This is a genomic window from Streptomyces sp. RLA123, assembly GCF_056270165.1.
This window is the reverse complement of sequence record NZ_JBWDOR010000003.1, coordinates 7,537,959-7,561,285: the sequence shown is the minus strand read 5'-3', so window position 1 is coordinate 7,561,285 and position 23,327 is coordinate 7,537,959. Positions and strand designations below refer to the sequence as shown.

The 23,327-nt window shown below is 72.6% G+C and carries 17 protein-coding genes and 4 pseudogenes; 9 read left to right on the top strand and 12 right to left on the bottom strand.

Features of this window, described 5'->3' with window-relative positions; all coding sequences use genetic code 11:
- Positions 1-324 precede the first annotated feature (324 nt).
- From RV983_RS34640 to RV983_RS34630, 3 genes are all read left to right on the top strand, one after another.
- On the top strand, positions 325-849 hold the full coding sequence (locus RV983_RS34640; RefSeq protein ID WP_475989667.1) for an HAD-IIIA family hydrolase: 525 nt from the start codon (positions 325-327) through the stop codon (positions 847-849).
- Between the two features lie 85 nt (positions 850-934).
- A complete protein-coding gene (locus RV983_RS34635) occupies positions 935-2,182 on the top strand; it encodes a glycosyltransferase (RefSeq protein WP_475989666.1) in 1,248 nt (415 codons plus the stop codon).
- A gap of 24 nt (positions 2,183-2,206) precedes the next feature.
- Positions 2,207-2,347, top strand: coding sequence for a hypothetical protein (locus RV983_RS34630; RefSeq protein ID WP_475989665.1), 141 nt, complete (start codon positions 2,207-2,209; stop codon positions 2,345-2,347).
- 49 nt (positions 2,348-2,396) lie between these two features.
- On the opposite strand, the gene RV983_RS34625 is transcribed toward RV983_RS34630, so the two are convergent.
- The gene (locus RV983_RS34625) at positions 2,397-3,269 is read right to left on the bottom strand and encodes an NAD-dependent epimerase/dehydratase family protein (RefSeq protein ID WP_475989664.1); all 873 of its coding nucleotides are present in this window, start codon (positions 3,267-3,269) and stop codon (positions 2,397-2,399) included.
- Positions 3,270-3,451: 182 nt separating this feature from the next.
- On the opposite strand from RV983_RS34625, the pseudogene RV983_RS34620 reads away from it, so the two are divergent.
- A pseudogene (locus RV983_RS34620) lies at positions 3,452-3,649 on the top strand (response regulator transcription factor); the annotation flags it as partial.
- A 174-nt stretch (positions 3,650-3,823) separates the two neighbouring features.
- Here RV983_RS34620 and RV983_RS34615 read toward each other — a convergent pair.
- Positions 3,824-4,459 (bottom strand): annotated as a pseudogene (locus RV983_RS34615) (MIP/aquaporin family protein); the annotation flags it as partial.
- 98 nt (positions 4,460-4,557) lie between these two features.
- Positions 4,558-5,058: a carboxymuconolactone decarboxylase family protein gene (locus RV983_RS34610; RefSeq protein ID WP_475989663.1), complete on the bottom strand. Its 501-nt coding sequence runs from the start codon at positions 5,056-5,058 to the stop codon at positions 4,558-4,560.
- A gap of 47 nt (positions 5,059-5,105) precedes the next feature.
- Here RV983_RS34610 and pdxR point away from each other — a divergent pair, with 47 nt between their 5' ends.
- A complete protein-coding gene (gene pdxR, locus RV983_RS34605; RefSeq protein ID WP_475989662.1) occupies positions 5,106-6,554 on the top strand; it encodes a MocR-like pyridoxine biosynthesis transcription factor PdxR in 1,449 nt (482 codons plus the stop codon).
- Between the two features lie 28 nt (positions 6,555-6,582).
- Here the strand turns inward: pdxR and RV983_RS34600 are convergent.
- From RV983_RS34600 to RV983_RS34590, 3 genes and pseudogenes are all read right to left on the bottom strand, one after another.
- A pseudogene (locus RV983_RS34600) lies at positions 6,583-7,126 on the bottom strand (LOG family protein).
- Positions 7,127-7,229: 103 nt separating this feature from the next.
- Entirely contained in the window at positions 7,230-10,997 is a 3,768-nt protein-coding gene (locus RV983_RS34595) for a Kelch repeat-containing protein (RefSeq protein WP_475989661.1), read from the bottom strand.
- A gap of 184 nt (positions 10,998-11,181) precedes the next feature.
- Positions 11,182-11,769, bottom strand: coding sequence for an RNA polymerase sigma factor (locus tag RV983_RS34590; protein ID WP_475989660.1), 588 nt, complete (start codon positions 11,767-11,769; stop codon positions 11,182-11,184).
- 9 nt (positions 11,770-11,778) lie between these two features.
- Here RV983_RS34590 and RV983_RS34585 point away from each other — a divergent pair, with 9 nt between their 5' ends.
- Both RV983_RS34585 and RV983_RS34580 read left to right on the top strand, forming a co-directional pair.
- Positions 11,779-13,173, top strand: a complete 1,395-nt coding sequence (locus RV983_RS34585; protein ID WP_475989659.1) for a serine/threonine-protein kinase — start codon at positions 11,779-11,781, stop codon at positions 13,171-13,173.
- Between the two features lie 133 nt (positions 13,174-13,306).
- Positions 13,307-14,062: a DUF4232 domain-containing protein gene (locus RV983_RS34580; RefSeq protein WP_475989658.1), complete on the top strand. Its 756-nt coding sequence runs from the start codon at positions 13,307-13,309 to the stop codon at positions 14,060-14,062.
- Positions 14,063-14,114: 52 nt separating this feature from the next.
- On the opposite strand, the pseudogene RV983_RS34575 reads toward RV983_RS34580, so the two are convergent.
- The 4 genes and pseudogenes from RV983_RS34575 to RV983_RS34560 all read right to left on the bottom strand — a co-directional run.
- Positions 14,115-14,565: pseudogene (locus RV983_RS34575) on the bottom strand (SRPBCC family protein); the annotation flags it as partial.
- A gap of 17 nt (positions 14,566-14,582) precedes the next feature.
- Entirely contained in the window at positions 14,583-15,698 is a 1,116-nt protein-coding gene (locus RV983_RS34570) for a sensor histidine kinase (RefSeq protein ID WP_475989657.1), read from the bottom strand.
- On the bottom strand, positions 15,691-16,389 hold the full coding sequence (locus RV983_RS34565) for a response regulator transcription factor (RefSeq protein ID WP_475989656.1): 699 nt from the start codon (positions 16,387-16,389) through the stop codon (positions 15,691-15,693). The genes RV983_RS34570 and RV983_RS34565 overlap by 8 nt, the downstream gene beginning before the upstream one ends.
- A gap of 80 nt (positions 16,390-16,469) precedes the next feature.
- A complete protein-coding gene (locus RV983_RS34560; RefSeq protein WP_475989655.1) occupies positions 16,470-17,180 on the bottom strand; it encodes a VanZ family protein in 711 nt (236 codons plus the stop codon).
- A gap of 1,190 nt (positions 17,181-18,370) precedes the next feature.
- Here RV983_RS34560 and RV983_RS34555 point away from each other — a divergent pair.
- Positions 18,371-21,034: an outer membrane protein assembly factor BamB family protein gene (locus RV983_RS34555; RefSeq protein WP_475989654.1), complete on the top strand. Its 2,664-nt coding sequence runs from the start codon at positions 18,371-18,373 to the stop codon at positions 21,032-21,034.
- 99 nt (positions 21,035-21,133) lie between these two features.
- On the opposite strand, the gene RV983_RS34550 is transcribed toward RV983_RS34555, so the two are convergent.
- Together RV983_RS34550 and RV983_RS34545 are read right to left on the bottom strand one after the other, a co-directional pair.
- Positions 21,134-22,165: a helix-turn-helix domain-containing protein gene (locus tag RV983_RS34550; protein ID WP_475989653.1), complete on the bottom strand. Its 1,032-nt coding sequence runs from the start codon at positions 22,163-22,165 to the stop codon at positions 21,134-21,136.
- Between the two features lie 124 nt (positions 22,166-22,289).
- On the bottom strand, positions 22,290-22,595 hold the full coding sequence (locus RV983_RS34545; protein WP_475989652.1) for a hypothetical protein: 306 nt from the start codon (positions 22,593-22,595) through the stop codon (positions 22,290-22,292).
- Between the two features lie 174 nt (positions 22,596-22,769).
- On the opposite strand from RV983_RS34545, the gene RV983_RS34540 reads away from it, so the two are divergent.
- On the top strand, positions 22,770-23,213 hold the full coding sequence (locus tag RV983_RS34540) for a DUF6210 family protein (protein ID WP_475989651.1): 444 nt from the start codon (positions 22,770-22,772) through the stop codon (positions 23,211-23,213).
- Positions 23,214-23,327: the final 114 nt, after the last annotated feature.

Below are 23,327 nucleotides of genomic sequence, written 5' to 3'. Positions count from 1 at the left end.
ACCCACCGCCGGTCGCGTTCACCCGATCGGCGTATGCGGAGGTGCCCCCGGACGGGCGAGGCCGGATGGTGTGGAGAGGCTTCCACCACGTGTGACCGGTATCCGCCCGACGGGAGGAGATCGAATGACACACCCTTCCGCGTTTCCCGGGAACCACCCCGGCGTCCCGCCGGGCACCGGCCCGGCCGCCACCGGCAGTACCGCTCGCCGTCCGCAAGCGGTTCGGCCGTGACCAGCCGCTTCGGCACCTGGAACACTTACGGACCCCCGCTCCCCTGTCCAGGGCCGTGGCTGTTCCCGGGAGCCGTGTCCGCGGAGCCGCCGGTGGGGTTCCCGCAGGCGGTGCTCTTCGATCGCGACGGGACCCTCGTCGTGGACGTGCCCTACAACGGCGATCCGGCACGGGTGGTCCCCATGCCGTCCGCCCGCGAGGCCGTCGCGGCCGTACGCGCCCAGGGGATTCCGGTGGGCGTGGTGAGCGACCAGTCGGGCGTGGGACGGGGCGTGCTGACATGGCGTCAGGTCGTCGCGGTGCAACGGCGCGTGGAGGACCTGCTCGGGCCCTTCGCCCTGTGGGCGGTCTGCCCGCACTGGGACGAGGTCTGCGACTGCCGCAAGCCCGCGCCGGGCCTGGTGCTCGCCGCCTGCGACTGGCTCGGCGTGCCCCCCACGCAGGCCGCCGTCATCGGCGACATCGGCGCCGACACGGCCGCCGCCCGGGCCGCCGGGGCGCGCGGGGTGCTCGTCCCCACCCCGGTCACCCTGCCCGAGGAGGTCAGGGAGGCCGAGATCCTCGCCTCCGACCTGCTCCAGGCGGTACGCCTGGTGCTGCCGGAGCCCGCCCGGTGAGCGCGCCCGGGCGGCCGGACACCGCGGCCACGGCCTGCAGCGCTTCCCGTACGACCGGGGACGCCCGACGATGGGAGGTTCGCCCATGAACGGCCGCAGCACCGCCGACTCCATGGCGATCGCGCTCGTCTCCGAGCGCGCGAGCCCGCCGGCCGCGCCGTGCGGACCGGACGGCGACGGGTCCCACCTCCACGTCGTGCGGCTCGCCGTGGCTCTGGCCGGACGGGGCCACCGGGTCACCGTGCACATCCGGCGTGACGCGCCCGGTCTGCCCGACGTGGTGCCGTTGTGCGAGGGCGTCGAGGTCCACCACGTACCCGCCGGGCCGGCGCGCCCGTTGACCGGGGACGCACTGCTGCCCCACATGGCGGAGTTCGGGCGCCATCTGGCCCGGGTGTGGCGCATCCGGCAGCCGGACATCGTGCACACGCACTTCTGGATGTCGGGCCTGGCCTCGCTGCGGGCGGCCGGTCAACTGGCGATTCCGCTGGTGCACACCTTCCACGCCCTCGGCACGGTCACCCGGCGGTACGAGGCCACGGCCGGCGGCGCGGGCCCGGCAGGCCTCGTCGTCCGCGAGACCGAAGTCGGCCTGGCCTGCGACCGGGTGATCGCCGTCAGCCGTGACGAGGTCGGGGAACTGGCGCTGATGGGCATTCCGGCGCACAAGATCAGCGTCGTCCCCCGCGGTGTGGACACCGACCGGTTCACCCCGATCGGCCTCGCCGCGCAGCGCGGCCCGGCACCGTACCGGCTGCTCCAGGTGGGCCCCATAGCGGGGCGCAAGGGCATCGCGGTCTCCATCGCCGCGCTGACCCGGCTTCCCGAGACCGAACTCGTCGTCGTCGGCGGTCCCGCCGCGGGGCGTCTCGATGACGACCCCGAGGTGCGCCGACTGCTGGACCTGGCACGGGACATGGGAGTCGCCGACCGGCTCCGGTTCACCGGCGCGGTGCCGGGCACCGCGGTGGCACCGCTGATCCGCAGCGCGGACGTCGTGGTCTGCCCCGCCGACTACGAGCCGTTCGGCAGCGTGCCGCTGGAAGCCATGGCCTGCGGCAGGCCCGTGGTGGCCAGCGCGGTGGGCGGGCACCTGGACACGGTGGCCGACCCCGCCACCGGACGGCTCGTGGCGCCGCACTCCCACGCCGCACTGGCGCACGCGGTCGGCGGTCTGCTCGCGTCCCCCGGCACCCGCAGGCTCTGCGGGGTCAACGGGCGCCGCCGCGCGCTGACCCGATTCGCCTGGCCGCGCGTGGCGGCGATGACCGAGCAGGTCTACGAGGGTGTCCTGGTCCCCGACGAGGCGGCCCTCGCCGTGACGCCCGCCTGACCGGCGGGACCCGCACGGCACGGCGTGGTCCCGATCCGGCCGCGCCCGTCGAACCTCCTCCCTCGGCAGGGCCGGCAACCGGCGGTTGCCGAGTACGACCTCGACGGCCGGCTCTCCCCCGACCTGATCGGCCCTGACGACGTCACCGTCATCGGCAACGCCTGATCCCCCGGCTCCAGGCGCCCCGGACACGGTCCGGGGCGCCGCCGCCCGGTCAGGCGCCCTGTGCCGCGAAGCCCGTGCGCCAGGTCGCGTGCCCGGGCCGCCACCCCCGGGCGCGGGCCAGCCCGTTGGAGGCGCCGCGGGCCCAGCCCTGCCGTCCGGAACCGGCCTGCGGTGCGGGCACGCCGAGAGCGGCCGCCAGGACCGGCACCCACGCGCGGCCCTGCGCCGGCTCGTCGTCCACGATGTTGACCGGCCCGGCCGGCCAGTCGAGGGCGGCGACGCCGGCCCGCGCGGCATCGGCGACATGCAGGAACGAACTCACGGACAGATCCGCCTCGATGCTCCCGAGGAACCGCGCGGACGGATCGCCGGCCAGGGCCGCGGCCACGGCGCCTCCCGGCGCGTACCAGGTGCCCGGGCCGTACAGGATGCCGTACCGCAGCAGCACCGCGGTGTCCATTTCGGCCGCCGTGTCCTCCAGCGCCCGCAGCCCGTCGACCAGCGCTCCGCGCGGCTGCGCCGCGCCGATGTCGAGCGGTGCGGCTTCGTCGGCCGGCCCCTCTCCCGGCACATAGGCCCAGGAGATCGACTGGGCCACGATCCTCGGGACACCGGCGGACCTGGCCGCGTCCACCAAGTGGCGCGTACCCTCCCGGCGGAGCCGGTTGGTCGCCTCCCCGTCGGCGCCGGACAGATCCGTGAGCTGGTGGATCACCGCGTCGGGCGCGGCCGCCGCCACGATCCGCCGCAGACCGTCCTCGTCGAACACATCGCCCTGGACGGCCGACGCGCCTTGGCGCCGTACGCGCTCGGTGCCCGCGGACGTGCGGGAGATTCCCGTGACCTGGTGCCCCGCCTCCAGCAGCAGCGGAACGAGCAGCCGGCCGACTGCCCCGGTGGCACCCGCGACCAAGACGCGCATGACGGATCAGTCCTTTTCACGGTCGGGAAACCCGCCTGGCGACGGACAGGGCGAGGCTAGCAGGGAAAGGTGCATACTTCCCGAAACGGGACGTTGTGACGGTGCGGGACCCACGGCCCGCGCCAAGCGTCGCGGGAACCGGCCTTGGCCGACTTCGCCCATGGAGAGCCCTCTTGGGCGGACGCGGCGCCCCGCGCGAGCGGGAGGTCCCGGCGCTGATCGCGGAGGGCAGGTCGAACGGGGCGATCGCCCGCGCCCTGGTCGTCTCCGAGGCGGCCGTGGGCAAGCACATCGGCAGCATCCTCACCCAGCTCGACCTCTCCCCGGCCGACAAGACCCACCGCCGGGTCCTGGCCGTCCTGGCCTACCTGCGGGCCTGAGCGCGTCCCCGGGCCCTGCCCCCCGGGTCCGCCTCGTCCGGACGGGTTCCCCGTCGCGTCGGGCGGCCCGACGAGCCGGTGGGTGCGGCGGCGCCGGACGAGCAGGCGGTGGCCCCAGGCGCCGAGAGCGGCCCCGAGGACCGGCGCGACCAGGTAGATCCACAGGTCGGCGGTCTGCCCGGAGAGCGCGGCGGGGCCGAACTGGCGGGCGGGGTTGATCGATCCGCCGCTGCGGGGACCGAGGAGGGCGATCACCAGAGCGACAAACAGCCCGATGACGTAGGGCACCCGGCGAACACGGCCGGGACGGGCCATGAAGAACCCGACGACGAGGATCAGGACCGTCATGCTTCCCGCCTCGGCGAGGAAGACGGAGGCGGGCTGCCAGCCGGCCGCGGGCCTGATCGCGGCGTGGGCGACCGACGGGAGGGAGACCGCCCGGCCCCAGACCAGGCGCGCCAGCCCCGTCCCCGCGGCGGAGCCGGCGAGCTGGGCGACCACGTAGGGCAGCACACCGCGACCGGGGAAGGCGCCCATCAGCCACAGGGCGACCGTCACCGCCGGATTGGTGTGTCCCCCGCTGCGCCGGCCCGGCGGGCTGAGGATCAGTGCGGTGAGGATGAGCCCGCTGACGGCGCCGATGCCGGCGAGTGCGGCGTCCAGGTCGGCGATGCAGAGGGCGGAGCCCGGATCGCGCAGCCACCGCACGACCGTCACCGCCAGGAACAGCAGGACGGTGGTGAGCGCGAACTCGTCGGCGGCCCGCGCCAGGAGCGGTCGCAGGGAAGGGGCAGAAGTGCTGGTCACCATGGTCTCCGTGGTCACGTGGTCTCCGTGGGCTTCTCGTGCCGGCGCGGCGGAGGGGGCCCGGCCGGCGCCTGGCCCTCCTCCGCCCCGATCGCCGGGTCTCAGACGCCGGGCGTGTAGTGGCCGGGGACCAGCCGGGTGGAGACCCCGAAGCGGTTCCACGCGTTGATCGTCGTGATGGCGACGATGAGGCGCGCCAGCTCCGTCTCGTCGAACGCGTTCGCGGCCCTGGCGTACACCTCGTCCGGGACGAATCCGTCCGTGAGCACGGTGATCGCCTCGGTCAGCTCGAGGGCCGCGACCTCCTTCGCCGTGTAGAAGTGCTTCGACTCCGTCCACGCGTCGAGCTGGATGACGCGCTCCGCCGACTCACCGGCCGCGAGCGCGTCCTTGCTGTGCATGTCGAGGCAGAAGGCGCAGTGGTTGATCTGGGAGGCGCGGATCTTGACGAGATTGAGCAGGGCGGGCTCGACGCCCTGCCGCGCCGCGGTGTCGAGCCGGATCATGGCCTTGTAGGCCTCGGGGGCGAGCTTCGCCCAGTCCAGACGAGGTGTGTGCGCCGGGAGCCGTTCGTCGGTCGCGTGTACTGCGTTCGTTGTCATACCCGCCACGCTACGTACGCAGTGGCTCTGGAGTATGGTCCACTTCCATGAGGGAAAACCGGACCAATTCCGCGGCCGACCCGGCTTCCGCGTCCGGTACGGACCTGCACCTCGAACTGCGCGGGACCCGGCTGCGCGCCGGGCTCACCGACGCCCTGCGGGAGGCCGTGCGCACGGGACGTCTGGCGCCCGGCAGCCGGTTGCCGGCGTCCCGGTCGCTCGCCGTGGATCTCGGCGTCTCCCGCAACACCGTGACCGAGGCGTACGCCGAACTGGTCGCCGAGGGCTGGCTCACCGCCCGGCAGGGCTCCGGGACCCGGGTCGCCGAGCGGCCGGGACAGGCGGGCAGGACAGCGCCCGCCGCCGCCCCCACGACGCCCGCCCGGCCCCGACCCCGCCCCAGGTACGAGCTGCTGCCGGGTTCCCCGAACCTCGCGGATTTCCCCCGGACGCAGTGGCTCGCCGCGGCCCGCCGCGCCCTGACCGCGGCGCCGAACGACGCCTTCGGATACGGGGACGCCCGCGGCCGGGTCGAGTTGCGGACCGCCCTGGCCGGCTATCTGGCGCGGGCCCGTGGCGTGTACGCCGAACCGCGGCGGATCGTCATCTGCTCCGGTTTCCACCACGGTCTGATGCTGATGGCCCGGGCGCTCAGGGCGCGCCGCGTGACGGCGGTGGCCGTCGAGGCGTACGGCCTCGATCTCTACCGGGACCTGCTGACCCACGCCGGTCTGCGCACTCCGCCCCTGGCCGTCGACGAACACGGTGTGCGCACGGACGACTTGGTGCGACTGCGCGGGGTCGGCGCGGTGCTGATGACTCCGGCACACCAGTACCCGACCGGAGTCGCCCTGCGCCCGGACCGGCGCACTGCGGCCGCCGACTGGGCGCGGGCCACCGGCGGCCTGATCCTGGAGGACGACTACGACGGGGAGTTCCGGTACGACCGTCAGCCGGTCGGCGCCCTGCAGGGCCTCGATCCCGAGCGGGTGGTCTACTTCGGTTCGGCGAGCAAGTCGCTGGCGCCCGGGGTGCGGATCGGCTGGATGGTGCTGCCGGAGGACCTGGTCCCGGAGATCGTGGCGGCCAAGGGGTACGGCGACTACATGTCCAGCGCGCTGGAGCAGTTGACGTTCGCGGAGTTCATCGCGTCGGGCGCGTACGACCGGCACGTGCGGTCGATGCGGCTGCGCTACCGGCGCCGTCGCGACCAGCTGGTCGCGGCCCTGGCGCGCAGGGCCCCCGCCGTCCATGTGACCGGCATGGACGCAGGGCTCCAGGCGGTCCTCGAACTCCCGCGCGGGACGGAGCGCTCGGTCGTCGAGGCGGCGGCGCGGCAGGGCCTGGCCGTCAGCGGGCTCGCGGAGTTCCGCTACGAAGTCGCCGGATACGAAGCGCGGTTGCCGGAGCGGGACGGGCTGGTCGTCAACTACGCAGCCCCCTCCGAGAGCGCGTGGACGGGCGCGCTGGACACGCTCTGCGACGTCCTGCCGTGAAAACCGGCGACCCCCGGGCACGAAGCTGTCACCGGGCCGGGAACCCGCCCGCGGACCGCTCCAGCAGGCCCAGCACACCGGCGGCGTCGTCAGCCAGGGCCACCGGCAGGAACCCCTCCGCCTCCATCCTGCGCAGCTGGACCGCGAACCCGTCGTAGAAGCCCGCCGTGTTCAGCAGCACCACCGGCTTGAAGTGCAGTCCGTGCGTTCTCAGCTCGAGGACCTCGGTCACCTCGTCCAGCGTTCCCGGCCACCGGGCAGCACCACCACCGCGTCGGACCGGGCGAGCAGCATCGCCTTGCGTTCGGCGAGATTCTCGGCGATCACCATCTCGTCGGCGTCCGGTCTGGCCCACTGCCGGCGAAGGCCGGCCGAATCCCGACGAGCCGCCCTCCGCTCCCCCGTACCGCGTCGGCGACGGCCTTCATCAGTCCGGTGTCGGACCCTCCCCACTCCAGCGTGTGCCCGCGCTCGCCGACGAGCCCCCCGAACTCGCGGGCCGGCCCGGTGTAACGCTCGTCGAGGTCATGCGCCCGACCCCAGGCAGACGGCAGCCCTCCGGCGTGGGCCATTTCGGCGGCGGAACTCCGGACCATTGCGCCCCCCGTGGACGGCGGAGCCCCTCGGACGGGTCGGAAGACCTGTCCGAGGGGCCCGGTACCGCGAGGAACCGCGTCAGCGGCCCGCGGACTTCACGACGTGCAGGGCGACCGGGATCGGCGGCACCCAGTACGGCGTGTCACTGCGCAGGATCACCGACGCCGTCCAGTCGCCGGGGCGCCGGATGTCGCGGGCGTCGAGCGTGACCGTGAACGTCGTACTCCCGCCCGGGCGCAGCGTCAGGCGGCCGGGGCTCTCCGACAGCCAGGCCACGTCCGTCTCCGTCCGGTCCCAGCCCGGCAGTTGCCGCGCGGTGGCCACGGGGACGGGGAAGCGGCTCTGGTTGCTGCCGCCGACCTGGAACATCCCCGGGGCACCGCCGCCGCGGTAGACCGCGGTCGGGGCGTCCGGCAGACGGGTCCAGGTGTCGGTGCCCGGGTCGTAGGCGTAGCCCTCGGGGGTGAGGACGCGGTTGATGCCGACCCGCTTGAAGCCGCCGGAGACCAGGAGCCGTCCGTTGGCCGCGGCGTAGGACGCGGTCGCCAGGCCGGCGGGCATGGCGGCGACGGGCTGCCAGCTGTCGGAGGCCGGGTCGTAGACGTAGGCCGCGCCCGTCTCGACGTACTCGTGGTTGCCGCCGGCGCAGTACAGCTTGCCGTTGATGGCGCCGCAGGACTCCCAGCTGATGGTCTGCGGGTAGTCGGCCGCCCGGGACCACGTGCCGGTGGCCGTGTCCAGCACGGAGACGGTGCTGGAGCAGTCCGTGTTGGTGCATCCGCCGACGACGTAGAGCCGGCCGCCGAGCACGGCGCCCGCCGCGCCGTAGCGGCCCTCGGGAATGCTCGGGCCCGCCGACCACGTGTCGCGCGCCGCGTCGTAGACCTGGGTGGTCGAGCTGACCTGCTCGCCGGGTCCCCAGCCGCCCACGGTCCAGAGGCGGTCGCCGACGAAGCCGTGCGCGGTGGCCTGGCGGGGTTCGGGCGCGGTCGCGCCGCGGTTCCAGGTGCCTGCCGCCGGGTCGAGGACGTACAGGTCGCCGGTCGGCGTGTCGCCGTCACCCGTACCGAGCGCGGAGTACAGCCGTCCCGCGTGGCTCTCCACCGCGTTGTCCATCACCGGGACCGGCAGGTCGGGCAGGGAGCGCCAGGCGGTGCCGGGTGCGGAGGAGTCCGGCCCGGTGCCGGTGCGCTCACCGAGCCGGAGGGTGAGCGGAGCCGTGCCCGTGTTGCGCACGGTGACCTTCCGGGTGACCTTGCCGCCCGGCGTCGTGGTGGCGTCGATGCGCGTGTCCCGCGTCGACAGCCGCCCGGCCTTCAGCGCGAACGAGGCCTGCGACGTGCGGTCCGCGGGGACCGCGACGGTGCGGGACGACGTGCTGTACGAGGGCTTGCCCGCGGCCACCTTGTGGCTGCCGCTGCCGGGGACGAACAACCGGTACAGGCCGTCGCCGACGCGCGGGTCGCCCGCGGTGGCCAGGGTGGGCGCCACCGTTCCGTCGCCGGAGCCGGCCCGCACCTGGGCACCGATCAGCCCACGCCGGGTGTTGGCGTCGGTGACGACGCCGGTGAGCATCCCGCCCCGGACCGGGGTCAGGACGCGCTCGGCGACCGTCACGTCGTCCACCGCCCACAACTGGCCGGGACCGGTGAAGTGGAAGCGCATCTGCACCGCCCGCTTCCCGGCCCAGTCGCTGAGCGGGATCTCCACCCGCCCGCTGCCCCACCCCTGGTCCTGGTGCCACACCGTGGTCCAGGTCCTGCCGCCGTCGGCGGTGACCTCCACGTCGCCGCTCTGCTCCGCGGAGCCCTCGTAGTCGGTGCTGAACGCCAGTTCCGGGTCACCGGCGCGGCCGAAGTCCCAGACCGGGCCGGTCAGTACGGTGTCCATGGCCACGTCCCAGCCGGCGTGGTCGTTGTCCGCGACGGCGAAGCCTCCGGCGCCGCCGGTGTTGTTGCCGCGGCCGGCCGGGTCGTCGAACGACCAGCCGTGCCCGGTGCCCGCGAGGTCCGTCACGCTCCAGCCCTCGGGCGGGCCGGACGGCGCGTCGAAGGGCTCGGTGCCCAGGGTGTCCACCCGCAGCCGGTACGCCGGGTTGCCGGTGGCCCAGGTGTCGGCGGGCAGCCCGAGCCCCACCTTCAGGTCCGCGCCGCGCACAGCCACCTTCCGGGTCAGGGAGCGGTAGTCCGGGTCGTCGCCGACCACGTGCAGGGTGTACGTGTGGTTCTCGGGCAGGTCGAGGCGGTAGGCGCCGGTGACGGCGTCGGACCACACCGGGGCCCCAGGTACGCCGTCGACGGTGATCTTCGCGTGCAACGGCCAGCCGTGCCCGGAGGCGTCGGTCACCGTGCCCGACACGCGGTGGGTGGCGAGCTTGCGCAGCGCGAGGTCCCGCGTCGCCGTGGCACCGTCGGTGACGTCGACCTGCGCGGCCGCGCCCGGCGCGTAGCCGTAGGCCGTGATGTCGAGTGCGTGGCGGCCGACGGGCAGCGCGAGGGTGTAGCGGCCCGCGCTGTCGGTGGTCGTGGTGAACAGGCCCGCCGTCACCGTCGCGGAGGCGACGGGTGCGTGCGAGGCCCGGTCGGTGACGGTGCCCGAGAGCGTGCCGTGCGGCCCCATGCGAAAGGCGGTCAGGCCGTTGGGGGTGCCGAGGCCGGTGGGGCCGTCGTAGCCGGGACCGGCGGTGCACAGGTAGGCGGGCGCGCAGCGGCCGTTGCTGCCCTCGGTGACGTCGTTCAGGCCGCCGGCGGCGTACGGGTAGACATTGGGGTGGGTGCCCGCGACCGGGGCGCCGGCGGTCGCGTAGACGCCGGCGATGAGGGGCGCGGAGGCGCTGGTGCCGCCGGCCACACCCCAGCCGCCGGAGCCGTAGCTGTCGTACACCGCGACGCCCGTGGCCGGATCGGCCACGGCCGCGACGTCGGCGACGGTGCGCCCGGGGCATCCGGTGTCGTGCTGGAAGGCGGGCTTGGGCTCGTGGAGGGAGCAACCGGAGCCGGCGCCGCCGCCGTCGTGGTCCCACACCGACTCGCTCCAGCCGCGGGACGTAGCGGCGTCCTTGGTGAGCGAAGTGCCGCCGACCGCCGTGACGTACGGGGAGGCCGCGGGGTAGGCGACGCCGTAGCGGGAGTCGCCGGACGAGGCGATGATCGCGACGCCCGGGTGGTCGTAGTGGACGTCGAGGGCGGACTCGGCCGGGTCCTCCGGGTAGAAGGCGTAGTTGGAACCGTAGGAGTTGGAGACGTACTGCGCACCGAGCGCCACGGCCTGGTCCACGGCGGCGCCGAGGTCGTCGCTGGTCGGGGTGTCGGCCTCGACCAGCACGATGCGGGCGTTCGGGGCGACGGCGGAGACCATGTCGAGGTCAAGGGAGATCTCGGTGGCCCAGCCCGGGTCGGGGTCGGGGTAGTCGGTGCCGCCGCGCTGGTCGGCCTTGGTGAAGCAGCCGTTGGCGGTGGTGCACGCGGGCAGGCCGTACTGGGCGCGGTAGACGGCGAGGTCGGCCTCGGCGTCGGGGTTGTCGTAGGCGTCGACGATCGCGATGGTGCGTCCCGCGCCGCCGTTCGCGGGCAGGGCGTAGGCGCTGAGCAGATCGGCGGGCCCGAAGCCGTCGGGAGCGGCCTGACCGGCGGTCCGCAGCCCCTTCCGGGCCGGGACGTCGGTGCGCCGCAGACCGAAACAGGTGAATTCATGCGGTTTCGCTGGTCCGCAGAGCGGCTCGACATGGCCCGGCTGGGTGCGGGCGGAGGCCTTCGGCGCGGTGACGGCGTTCTCGGCGGCGGTGGCCGCGGGCGGTGCCGCGGCCCCTAGCGCGGCCAGCGCGGCGAGCACCGTCGCGCTCGCCATCCCCGCGCCAAGGACCGGCCGTCTCCTCCGACGCGGCATGATCCAGGTCAATATGGACAAATCACAACTCCTGTGAACATCCTGCGGCGGCGGCAGACACCGCCCCTGGATAAGTGAGTTGCATGTCGCACCGGAAAAGTTCACGGAACGATCGACATTTCTTTGCGGAGTCATTCCCGGGCTCTCAGCCGGGGTCCACCAGCCAGTGCCGCACCTGCCGGCGCGCATTGTGCAGCCGGGACTTCACCGTGCCCATGGGGATGCCGAGCTGTTCCTCGATCTCCCGGTACTCCATCTGACAGATGTCGCGGTACACCAGGGGCGCGACGAGTTCCGGGCTGACACGCTCCAGGCGCTCCAGCGCCTCCAGCAGGTCGACGCGCGTGCCGGCGATCATGCTCGTCCGGCGCGGGTCGGGCGCCTCGGTGTCCACCGCGGACAGCGGCTGCTCGCCGCGCCGGCGCTTGAGTTCCCGGTACTTCTGCCGGCAGCAGTTGGCGACCACCGTGTACAGCCAGGTGTGGAACTGGCTGCGCCCCTCGAAAGTGCCGATCTTGCGGGCGACTTGGAACAGCACGTCCTGCGCCGCCTCCTCGGCGTCCTCCCGGTGCACCAGGAAGCGGCCGCAACGCCGCAGCACCTCCGGCCGGATCCCGCCGAGCAACAGGTCCAGGGCCGCCGAGTCGCCGGCAGCCGCACGTGCCGCGAGCTCCTCTGTCTCCTGGGCGGGCGTCACGGGGGTCCTCCTCGGATGGGTGGGTGGCCGGTGCATGATATGCCTATGCCCCCTCCTGAACAGATCGGCCGCTATCGGCTCGTACGGCCGCTCGGAGCCGGTGCGTTCGCGATGGTGTGGCTCGCGCACGACGACTCCCTCGAAGCCCCCGTCGCGGTGAAGGTGATGGCGGAGAACTGGGCGTACCGCCTGGATCTGCGGGAGCGCTTCCTCGCCGAGGCCCGGCTGCTGCGCAAGGCCGCCTCCAGCCGTCTGGTGCAGGTCTTCGACATGGGCGAACTACCGGACGATCGCCCCTATTTCGTCATGGAGTACGCGGACCGGGGCACTTTGGAGGATCTGCTCGCCGACGGTCCGCTGCCCCTGCAGGACGCGCTGCGGCTGACCGCGGAGGCCGCCCGCGGTGTCGCGGCCCTGCACGAGGCGGGCGTGGTGCACCGGGACATCAAGCCGTCCAACGTCCTGATCGGCACCTCGCGTGACGGCGCGGAGCGGGTCCTGGTGGCCGACCTGGGTCTCGCCAAGGCGCTCGCCCAGGCCTCGGGCCTGACGATGATCGCCGGGTCGGCCGGCTACATGGCGCCCGAACAGGCCAGGCCGGACGGAGGCGTCGACGTACGGGCCGACGTGTACGGGCTCGGGGCGGTCCTCTACCACCTGCTCACCGGGACGGTGCCCGGCCCCGCCGGGCGGATCACCCGGCCCGACCGGCTCCGCCCCGGCCTGCCGGCCGACGTGCGGCGGGCGGTGCTGCGCGCCCTCCAGGCGGACCGCAGGAAGCGCTGGCCCGACGCCGGGCGCCTCGCCGCCGAACTGGAGGCACTGGCCGCGCGTCATGGCCGCCCCGCCGAGGACGGGGCACCGCGGCGGCTCCGGGGGCACCGGCGCGCGTGGGTGCTCGCGCTGTGCGCCGTGCTGGCGGCAGCGGGGACCGGCGGTCTGTTCGCCACCCGGATGACCCGGCCCCGGACCCCGGCGACGAACACGGTGAGCGACGCCACCGGGCGGATCACGGTGACGGTGCCCGCCGCGTGGAGCCGCGAACTGGTCGGCGGCGGGTGGAGTCCCGGGGCGCTGGGGCTGCCCGGCGCCCAGGAGCCCGCGCTCGTCGTGGCCGGCGACGCCTCCCGCTGGCCGGACCTGAACGCCGGGGTCGACGGCGTCTTCGTGGGCCTGGTCGAGCACGGCGACCTCGCCGCCCGCGTCGGGGCCATCCGGCACGACGTCTGCCGCGGCCAGGAGTCCCGCGGCTACCGCGGCACCGAGTGGAGCGGCCGGATCCGGCACTGGACGGGGTGCGGAACCGCCGGCGGGTCGATCGACGAGATCAGCCTGGGGCGCGACGGGACCGCCCTGCCGCAGGTGTACGTCCAGGTCAGGCAGCACGGCGGCGGCGACCTGACCGACACCGTCCTCGGCGGTCTCGCCATCACTTTTTGATCCATTCCGGGAAAGATCGTGAACTTCTGCCCCCCGGGTGGCATCCCACTATGAGGAGGGTTGCCCTCCACCGCGATCCCGCCGACCGAGCGGGACGTCGCGGCCGCACCACAGGACGAAGAGAGGCACAGACGTGGCGAACCACCTCCACGACGCAGTCCCGACGCAGCAGCACGGCGGCAGCCGGACCGCGATGCCCGGCCGCCGCACCCGCCGGGCCGCCGTCCCCGTGCTTGTGGGCGCGGCCCTCGCCATGGCGGTCCTCACCGGCTGCGGCAAGGGCGGCAGCAGCGCGAGCGCCCCGCAGAACCTGCCCGGCTCCGCGAGCCCGGTCGGCGGCGACGCGACCGCCTCCGCCCCGGCGTCCTCCACCTCCGCCGCCTCGGGCGACACCGCGCCGACGCCGACGACCGCGGCCTCCGGGACCACCCCGCAGAGCGGCGGCACCGGCACGACGGCGGCCGCGACCGACCGCTGCCACACCGCGGACCTGCGTGCCTCCATCGGGGCGAACGACCCGGGCGCGGGCCAGGAGAACTTCCCGGTCGTGCTCACCAACCGGTCCTCCCGCACCTGCACCGTCTACGGGTTCCCGGGCCTGGCGTTCGTCAACAGCGCGGGACAGCAGGTGACCGTGGACCCCGAGCGGGAGACCGGCCGGACGAAGCAGCGGGTCACCCTGGCGCCGGGCGCGAGCGCCTGGTCGCCGATGACCTTCAGCAACCCGGACATCTCCGGGGTGACCACGGTGGTCCCGGCCGCCGTGCTCGTCACGCCGCCGGACGAGCGCACGTCCCTGCGCGTGCCGTGGGCCGGCGGCAAGGTCTCCAACACCGGCAAGGCCTCGGTCCCGCGCCTCGGCCCGCTCCAGGCCGGCACGGGCGCCTGATCCCGCCGGGCCGCGCGTGACGGCCCTGCGGCACCTCTGACTCCCGCCCGGCGCCCTCGACCAGCCGGGCGAGGTTGTCCAGGGCCATCCGCGTTCCCGTCTCGTTGTCCTCGCGGGGCACGACGTCGGGGATGCCCTCGTGCACGATGACGACGTCGGTCCCGCCCTCCACCGCGGTGAGCGACGTCGTCATCGTCATGGTGCCGCGCAACGCGTCGTCGCCGGTCTCGAACTCCATGACCTCGACGACCAGTTCATTCGGGACGAGGCGCGCGAAGTGCCCGTGGTAGGTGTCGGTGCGCGCCGGACTTCCCCTCGCCCCGCTGCCCGTCGTACGTCAGGGACACCCGGAAGCGGCCGCCCTCGCGGGCGTCGAAGGCGTGGACGTGCCCCCTCATGCCGGCCGGGACGCGCCACCGCGCCACCGCCCGCGGGTCCAGGAGCGCCCGGTACACGGCGGCGGGGGCCGCCCGCACGCGCCGCGAGACCTGCGTGGAGTACATGCGGGCCACCCTAGAGGTCAGCCCGGCCGGGGCGGGAGTGGTCCGTCGAAGGCGAGGGGCCTTCCGGGCAGCCGGACCGTGACGAGCAGACCGCCGGCGGGGCGGGCGACAAGGTCCAGGGTCCCGTCGTGGGCGCGCACGATGCTCCGCACGATGGCCAGGCCGAGTCCGACGCCGGCGTGCTCATCGGTGCGCACGCGTTCCGTTCCACGCCGGAAGGGCTCGGTGAGCGTCGGCACCAGGTCCGCCGGGAGACGACGGCCCGTGTTCTCGACCCGCAGCACGCTCGTGTCGCCGTACGCCTCGGTGCGGACCGTCACGGTGCCGCCGGCGGGGAGGTTGTGGACGACGGCGTTCTGGACGAGGTTCGTCACCACCCGCAGCAGGAGCTCCGCGGAGCCGCTCGTCAGGGCCGCTCCGCCGGTGGCGTCGAGCGTGATCCGGCGCTGTTCGGCGAGGGGAAGCAGCGTTTCCGCGGCCTCCTCGGCGACGAGGGAGAGGTCGACGCTCTCGCGGGGGAAGTTGCCGCGGTCGCCGCGGCCGAGCAGCAGGAGGGCCTCGGTGAGGTCGATCGCCCGCGTGTTGACGGCGTGCAGGCGTTCGATGAGTTCGCCGCGGTCCCGCGTGGGGTCCTTGCGGGCGACGTCGAGGAGCGTCCGCGAGATCGCCAGCGGGGTGCGCAGTTCGTGGGAGGCGTTCGCGGCGAACCTCTGCTGCTCGGCGACATGGGACTCGAGCTGTTCGAGCATGGTGTCGAACACGTCCGAGAGTTCGCGGAATTCGTCCTGGCGGCCCTTCATACGGATCCGGTGGGACAGCGCCCCGTGCCCCGCCGACCGTGCCGCGTCCGTGATCTGCGTCAGTGGGGCGAGCATCCGGCCGGCGAGGAGCCATCCTCCCAGCAGGCCGAAGACGAGCAGGAAGACCATCGCCACGGCCGCGGCGGGGGCGAAGGTGTGCACAAGGAGGTAGCGGTTGGGCGAGATCCCGAGAAGGCCCCTGGAGTTGTCGGGCACGTAGCGCAGCAGGAACACCCACACCACGGTCAGCAGGAGAGCGCCGGCGACGGCGAGGAACCCGGCGTAGCTGAGGGTGAGTTTCAGCCGGGCACTCAGCCCTGGACGTCTACGCACGCGTGCTGCCGGGGACGAGGGTGTCGTCCGCACGGGTGTCGACGCGGTAGCCGACACCCGGCACCGTGGCGATGAGCCATGGTTCGCCGAGCCGTTTGCGCAGTGCGGAGACGGTGATGCGCACGGCGTTGGTCAGGGGGTCCGCGTTCTCGTCCCAGGCCCGTTCCAGCAGCTCCTCGGCGCTGACGACCCCGCCACCGGCGGCGACGAGGACCTCCAGCACGGCGAACTGCTTGCGGGTGAGCGCGACATAGCGTCCGTCGCGGAAGACCTCCCGGCGGAACGGGTCGAGCCGCAGGCCCGCGATCTCGTGGACCGGGGGCCGGGTGTACGCGCGCCGGCGGTCGAGCGCCCTCAGCCGCAGGACGAGCTCCCGCAGCTCGAACGGTTTGGTGAGGTAGTCGTCGGCGCCGAGCCCGAACCCGGAAGCCTTGTCGTCGATCCGGTCGGCGGCGGTGAGCATGAGGATCGGGATGCCGCTGCCGGAGGCCACGATGCGCCGGGCGACCTCGTCACCGGACGGGCCCGGGATGTCGCGGTCGAGGACCGCCAGGTCGTAGGAGTTGACGCTGAGCAGTTCCAGGGCGGAGTCGCCGTCGCCGGCGATGTCGGCGGCGATCGCCTCCAGCCGGAGACCGTCACGGACGGCTTCCGCCAGGTAGGGCTCGTCCTCCACGATCAGTACACGCATGCCCGAAGCCTAGGCAGCACACCATATCGCCGACGTATGCGGAGAGCCGTGCGGAGACGCGTGCCCACCGGACACACGGGTCAGCCGGCCGTCGCCGGCACGGGACGGGGCCGGTCCGACGGCGCTCGCGCCGTGGTGCGCCACCAGCGGCGCGACGCCAGCCCGGCCAGCACGGCGCCGGCGGCGTTGACCAGGACGTCGTCCACGGAGGACACCCGGTCCAGCCACAGGACGTACTGTGCGGTCTCGACCAGGACCGAGCAGCCCGCCGCGAGCGCCAGGATCCGCGGCAGGGACGCCGCCCCCGCGAAGCGCACCGGGACGAAGAACCCCAGCGCCGCGAAGACCAGCAGGTTGCCGACGATCCCGCCCGGCCCCATCGTGACCAGGTCCCGCAGCGGCACCAGGCTCACCCGGCGGGGAGCGACGCCGGGCCCGGCACCCGGCATCATGGTCAGCCACAGGAACGGCACCGTCCCGTGGACGATGCCCACCTCGGCCAGCGACGTGCGCCACGCCCACGCCGGTGCGACGCCGACGGCACGCCGGACGCGCGCCAGAACCCACACCGCCAGAGCGGCCAACGGCAGCGTGACCAACGTCATGAGCACCACACCGTTGAACGTGTCGTAGCAGCCGTGCCACCGCCCGGCCATGCACCTCGGAGCGGACATCATGAGCGGCCGCCGCACGACGAACACGGCACTCGCCGAGCCGAGCATCGCCAGGCCGAGGAGCACGATCCCGCGGGCGCGGCGCAGGGGTGCCGGCGGGGCTGCGTTCTGGTTCATGCCCCCATGGGAGACCGAGGGCCGTTGCCGTGGCGTATGCGGTTCTCGATACGCCCGCGATATCCGGGCACCGCCTGAGGTCCCGCCGCTTGCCGGCAGGGGGAGCCCGCAGTCGGCGAACCCGGCGCGTCGCCGCGTCGTCGTCCGGTACGGCAGTCCCTTTCTCCCGCCGGGTCATGTTCGACGAGCGGGAAACCCCGGGAACCGTGGGCTTCGCCTTCCACTTCGGCGACCACACCTTCGGCCGCGTCGAGCGGAACGGCGACCGCCCTCCCGTATGGCGGCCCCTCCCCAGTACGGTCCTCGGCCCCCCGCCCCGCGACCTCCGACCGAGGACGATCGCGAGCCCGGCAGCCGCCCGGGAGTTCACCGCGAGCGGCGACCAGGCCCCGCTGTCGTGGCGCCCGGTCGGTGAGATGCGCGGCCGGCGGTTGGAAGGCCAGCGCCAGGAGCATGAACTTCCGTGCCACACTCCCCAGAAGCCCTCCGAATTCCGCGGCCCGCTCGGCCACCCGGAAACCGTGGGGTCCCCACGGCGAGCGGAAATGGAACCGCTCATCAAACGGGCATTCAAAAGCCGGGCCTTCGGGGCCGATCGCCGATTCATGCGTCGGCCATCGAATACGCTCGCCGCGCCATGCGTACCGGGTGGAGATCTCGTCGGCAGCCGTGCACTACAACGTCTTCGCACATACCGCGTTCGGGCTCTCGAGGTGACCTCGCTCGCTCGCCGACAGACCGCACCAGCGCTGCGATCGTGTTGTCCGTGTGCTTCTGCCGACGGCGGAGCGTCGCCGGCCCAGGGCACATGACGAGGCGCCGGGGAGACGGCGTCGCCGGACCGAACCGCGGGACTCCGGAGAATACGTGCCGGGTGGCACCGCTGGACGATCTTCTTGGATCCCGGCCCAAATATTCGGGACATTCCAAGTGCCGGGGAAGTCGCGCAGGATTCCACCACGCCTCTCATTCCCCGTCACTGACGCAGAAGATCATGGTCAAGGAAAAAAGCCCTGCCTCACGCCGCCCCCTCTCGGTTTTGGTCCGCCGACGGCTCTTTCAGCGCGGCCTCCAAGCGGCCGTTCGGTCCGGTGGTGTGTCCCTATGCTCTCGATCGCAAGATCAGCAAGCAACGGGAGGCGCTTTTCATGTTCATACCCCGCACACCCGCCCGCGCAAGGCGGGGACGGGTGCGTGCCGGCGTTGCCGCGCTGGCGATGGCCGGACTCGCGGCGGTTCTGCCCGCCGCCGCGGCGACGGCCGCACCGTCCGCGACCGTCACGACCCCCGTCGCGCCGACGGCCGCCGCGACCGACTGGCCGTACGCGGGTGGCGACCTCGGCGACACGCACAACGCGGCCGCCGAGCGCACCATCGGCGCGGGCAACGTGGCCGGCCTCACGACCAAGTGGACCTTCACCACGGGGGACAGCGTCTCGGCGACGCCGACCGTGGTGGGCGGTTACGTGTACGCGCCGGACTGGGCAGGCAACCTCTACAAGGTGCAGTCGACGACCGGTCAGAAGATCTGGAGCCACCAGATCAGCGAATACACCGGAATCACGGGCGACATCTCGCGGCTCAGCCCCGCGTACTGGAACGGCACGATCGTCACGGGCTCGGGCGAGCAGCGCAACAACAGCACGGACGGCGCGTTCCTCTTCGGGGTCGACGCCCTGACCGGCACCCGGCTCTGGAAGACCCAGATCGACGCGGACCCGGCCGCCATCGTGACGTCGTCGCCCGTCGTCGCCGACGGTGTCGTCTATGTCGGCGTGTCCTCCAAGGCCGAGAAGTACGCGCCGCCGTACACGTTCCGCGGCAGCGTCGTCGCCTTGGACGCCGTCACCGGCGAGAAGCTGTGGAAGACCTACGTGGTCCCCGAGGGCTACACCGGCGGCGCCGTGTGGGGCAGCAACCCGGTGGTCGACGCGAAGACCGGGCTGGTGTACGTCGGAACGGGCAACAACTACACCGTGCCGCCCGGTGTCTGCACCTCCCCCGACGAAACCGGCTGCGCTCCCGGGGCGGCCGACAACTACCAGGACTCCATCGTCGCCTTCGACCTGCACACCGGCGAGATCGCCTGGGCCACCAGGACCCTGACCGCCGACACCTGGACCGTCGGCCAGCGGTTCGGTGACGACTTCGATTTCGGCTCCGCGCCCAACCTCTTCACCACCACGGTCAACGGCAAGGCCACCGACCTGCTCGGCATCGGCCAGAAGAGCGGCGTCTACTGGACGCTCGACCCTGTCACGGGGAAGATCGTCTGGGCCACGGCGGTCGGCCCCGGCGGCAACCTCGGCGGCCTCCAGTGGGGCTCGGCCGTGGACGGCAAGCGCATCTACGTCGCCAACACCAACACCAACCACCTGCCCATCACGCTCACGTCCGCGACCGGGCAGAAGTCGACCACCACGGGCGGTTTCTGGGCCGCCCTCGACCCGGCCACCGGGAACATCCTGTGGGAGACCGCGACGCCCGGCTCGGCCTCTCCCATGTCCTTCGTGTCCAGCGCGAACGGCGTCGTCTACGGCGGATCGACGAATCCGGCCGGCAACAACATGTACGCCCTGGACGCCGCGACCGGAGCCGTCAAGTGGGGCTTCCCCAGCGGGGGTGCGGTCCTCGGCGGTGCGTCGATCGTGGACGGCTCGGTGTACTGGGGCTCCGGCTACCACACACAGAACATGGGCCCGTTCTTCCCGGCCAAGGGTGACAACAACAAGCTCTACGCGTTCTCCCTGCCGCGGACCCTCCCGCAGACGGTCTACGTCTCGCCGACCGCCGTCGCCTCCGCGGCGGACACCAGTTGCAGCACTCCCGCCTTCAGCTCGATCAACGCGGGTGTCAAGGCGGTGGCCGCCGGCGGCCGGGTCGTCGTCTGCAACGGCACGTTCCACGAGAACGTCGCGGTCACCAAGCCGCTCGCCCTCGAAGCGCGTTCGAACGTCACCATCGACGCCACCGGCCTGATCAACGGCATCGAGATCAGCGCGCCCGACGTCACGGTGACCGGGTTCACGGTGAAGAACGCCGTCGGCGAGGGGATCCTCGTCAACAGTGTGAAGAACGCGACCATCGCGAACACCATCGTCTCGGGCAACAACACCGGTACGGGCCCGAACGCCGTCGCCAACTCCTACGCCTCGTGCCGGCGGACACCGGGCACGCCCGGTGACTGCGGAGGAGGCATCCACCTGCTCGGCAGCTCCCACGCGTCGGTGCTGGCCGGCACCGTCAGCGGCAACGGCGCCGGGATCGTCATCAGCGACGAGACCGGTCCCGCGTCGGGCAACACCTTCAGCTCGAACTCCGTGCACGGCAATGCCTCGGGATCCGGCTTCACCCTGGTGTCCCGCAACGGCGCCGCGGCTCCCGGCGGCGTACGCGCCCCCGGCGCGGGAGGCGTGTTCGGCAACAGCATCACCGGCAACAACATCTTCGACAACGGACTCAAGGCGGGCGGAGCCGGCGTCACCCTCGCGTCGGCCGTGGCCGGAGGCGCGGTCTACAGCAACACCGTGCAGAGCAACGTCATGACCGGCAACGGCTGGGCGGCCGTGGCGGTGCACGGCGGCACGTCCGGGGTCGATCTGGGCGGCAACATCGTCAGCAACAACCAGATCGGCACCAACAACACCGTCGGGGACACCGAAACGGGTACCACCGACGATCTGCAGACCACGGGCCTCCTCGTGAGCACCGTGGACCCGGTGTCCCTCGAGATCACCGGAAACACGATCGCAAGCAACTCCTTCGGCATCTGGACGCACGGCCCGGTCACGGCGGCCAACGCCGCCGGCGCCAACACCTTCAGCAACGTCATCACCCCGGTGTCGGCCCACTAGCCGGCCCACTAAGCCCCGCCCCGCCCACCGGGCCGGGTCCTGCCGATGACCGACTCGGCAGGACCCGGCCCCGAGCGGGAGATCCGCTCCTTCACGGCATCAGGGGGAGAGCGAGCCCGGTGTCTCGCCGAACTGCCGCTTGAAGGCCCGGCTGAAATGACTCACATCGGCGAAGTGCCATCGAGCTGCCACGGCGGAAACGGTGTACTTCCCGCCCAGTGCGACGAGTTCTTCGCGGGCCCGCTCCAGACGACGCCGCCGCACGAATGCCATCAGGGATTCATCGACCTCGGCAAACGCCCGGTGCAATGTACGCACGGAGACCGACAGCGTCCTTGCTATCTCGGCGGGAGAAAGGTGAGGGTCGAGGAGGCGGGCTTCCACGCAGTTGCGGGCGGCTGCGCGGAGCGAAGGGCGGAAGGCGCCGTCGGCGGAAACCCCACGAGCCATCAGTGCCCCGGCCAGCAACTGCAGCACGGATTGCTGGGCGGCGCGGACGCCTGCCGGACTCAAATCGGCTCGTGTCTCGCGCACCAGATGAAGCTGCCCCAGCAACAGTCGCGCCTCGGGGGAGTTCTGGGAGATGAGTGTGAGCGTCGGCAGCCGATCGAGCACTGTGTCGGCCAGTGCCTCGGACGGCAGCAGAAGCACCCGCGCCCGTGTGCCGGGCCGGTAGGAGAACTCCCAAGGGATCTGTGCATCCCGTACGCAGAGCGTGCCCGGCGGGACCTGAACGGTGCTACCTGCGTCGGTGAGGCTCAGCCCGCCGCTTCGCACGATGTGAACCACCGTACGGCGCTCCGTGGCGTGCTTCATGCCCACGATGCCTTCCACCGCGTCGCCGTATTGGTCACTGACCGCGATATCCCCGATCGTGGAGGAATCCACCCAGCACCGGTAATACCCAGTCGTGTACTGCCTGGGAATTCGCAACGAATGCACATGCCAAGGACGATCGTCGTTCAGGGTCCGCCATCGCTGTCTCAGCAACTCGTCGCGTTGCGCTTGCGCCAGTGCAACCTGAATGTGCATGCGAGGTGAACTGGAATAAGACGGCGAGCCGGCGCAAGAGTTGCCTGACATAGTCACGTCGAAAGTGTATACGATCCACTGTCCGAGATTGCGTGCCACGAAGGCGAGGACGGCTCTCCCTCAACGCCGCATCTCGAATCACGGACGCCGAACCTTTTGACGCCGACGACGGTGGGGCGATTCCTGGACAGCTCGAATACGCGGCAGCACCTGCGTCGCGCGCTCACGCGGGGATGCAACCCGGCCACCAGGGCGGGACATCGTCCGGGCACCAGGGGTCGGGGCAGGAGTCCGGCATGCCGAGCCATGTCACGAGGAACCAGGTGAACCACACGGTGAAGACGAGCCCCGCGGCCAGTGCCGCCCCTTGACGGCTTCTTCCGAGGGTGCCCCGCAACACCACCCACGGAACCGCGGCAGCGACCCCTGCGGGAGCAGCGAGCACCAGCAACGTCATGCCGTTGGCCGCCGCGTTGCCGCCGATGTCGCACGCAGCCCACGCCCGCCCGATCGCGGCGACGGACACCATTGCGGTCAGCGCCCCGAAGAGGACGCCGAACCGGATCCCTCTGGACGAGGGTCCCGGAGGACCGGACGGCCCCTCGCCCACGATCGCCCCTTCACGCCGCAGACGCGGAGCCCACCAACGTTCCGGCCCGGCGCCCTGGCCACCCGGCTCGCTGTCTGTGCGACGCTGCTGAGCATGGCTGATGCGGACGGCGGTATGCGGTACGTCTTCTTGGACCCTGATGGCTCCGGCTCGGGTCAGGGCTGGATGTTCGTCATCGTGGCGGCGCCAACCGGTGTGATCTACCAGAACCAGGGCGGCGGATACGGTTGCGTCCAGTACCAGCAGGAGGGCTATCTGATCCCCGTGCTGGGGCGGGACCCGGACGACGACCTGAAGGCGATCTTCGTCGGGGAGTTGAAAGGGCACGGATCAAGGCGGCTGGATTGGCCCGCGGACCTTCTGGACCGGCTGCGGGCTGCGGTCGCCTTCTGCATCTACGGCTCCGCGAACCGCGGCAACGTGTTCCCTGCGCCCCTGGCGCTCGACGAAACCCGTCTGTCCGAGGCCGATGAGGCATGGGTTCCGGTGGTGACGCCTGATGGTCCCGGGGTTCTCGTCTGGGAGAACTCCGACTAAAGGCACGGCTTTTAGGCACCGCTTTCGGATCAACGGCGGCCCGCCGACGGACGGTCGGCCGGAAGGGACCCGCCGGACAGCATCCTGCGCCGATCAGTCGGCGATCTCGTCGTC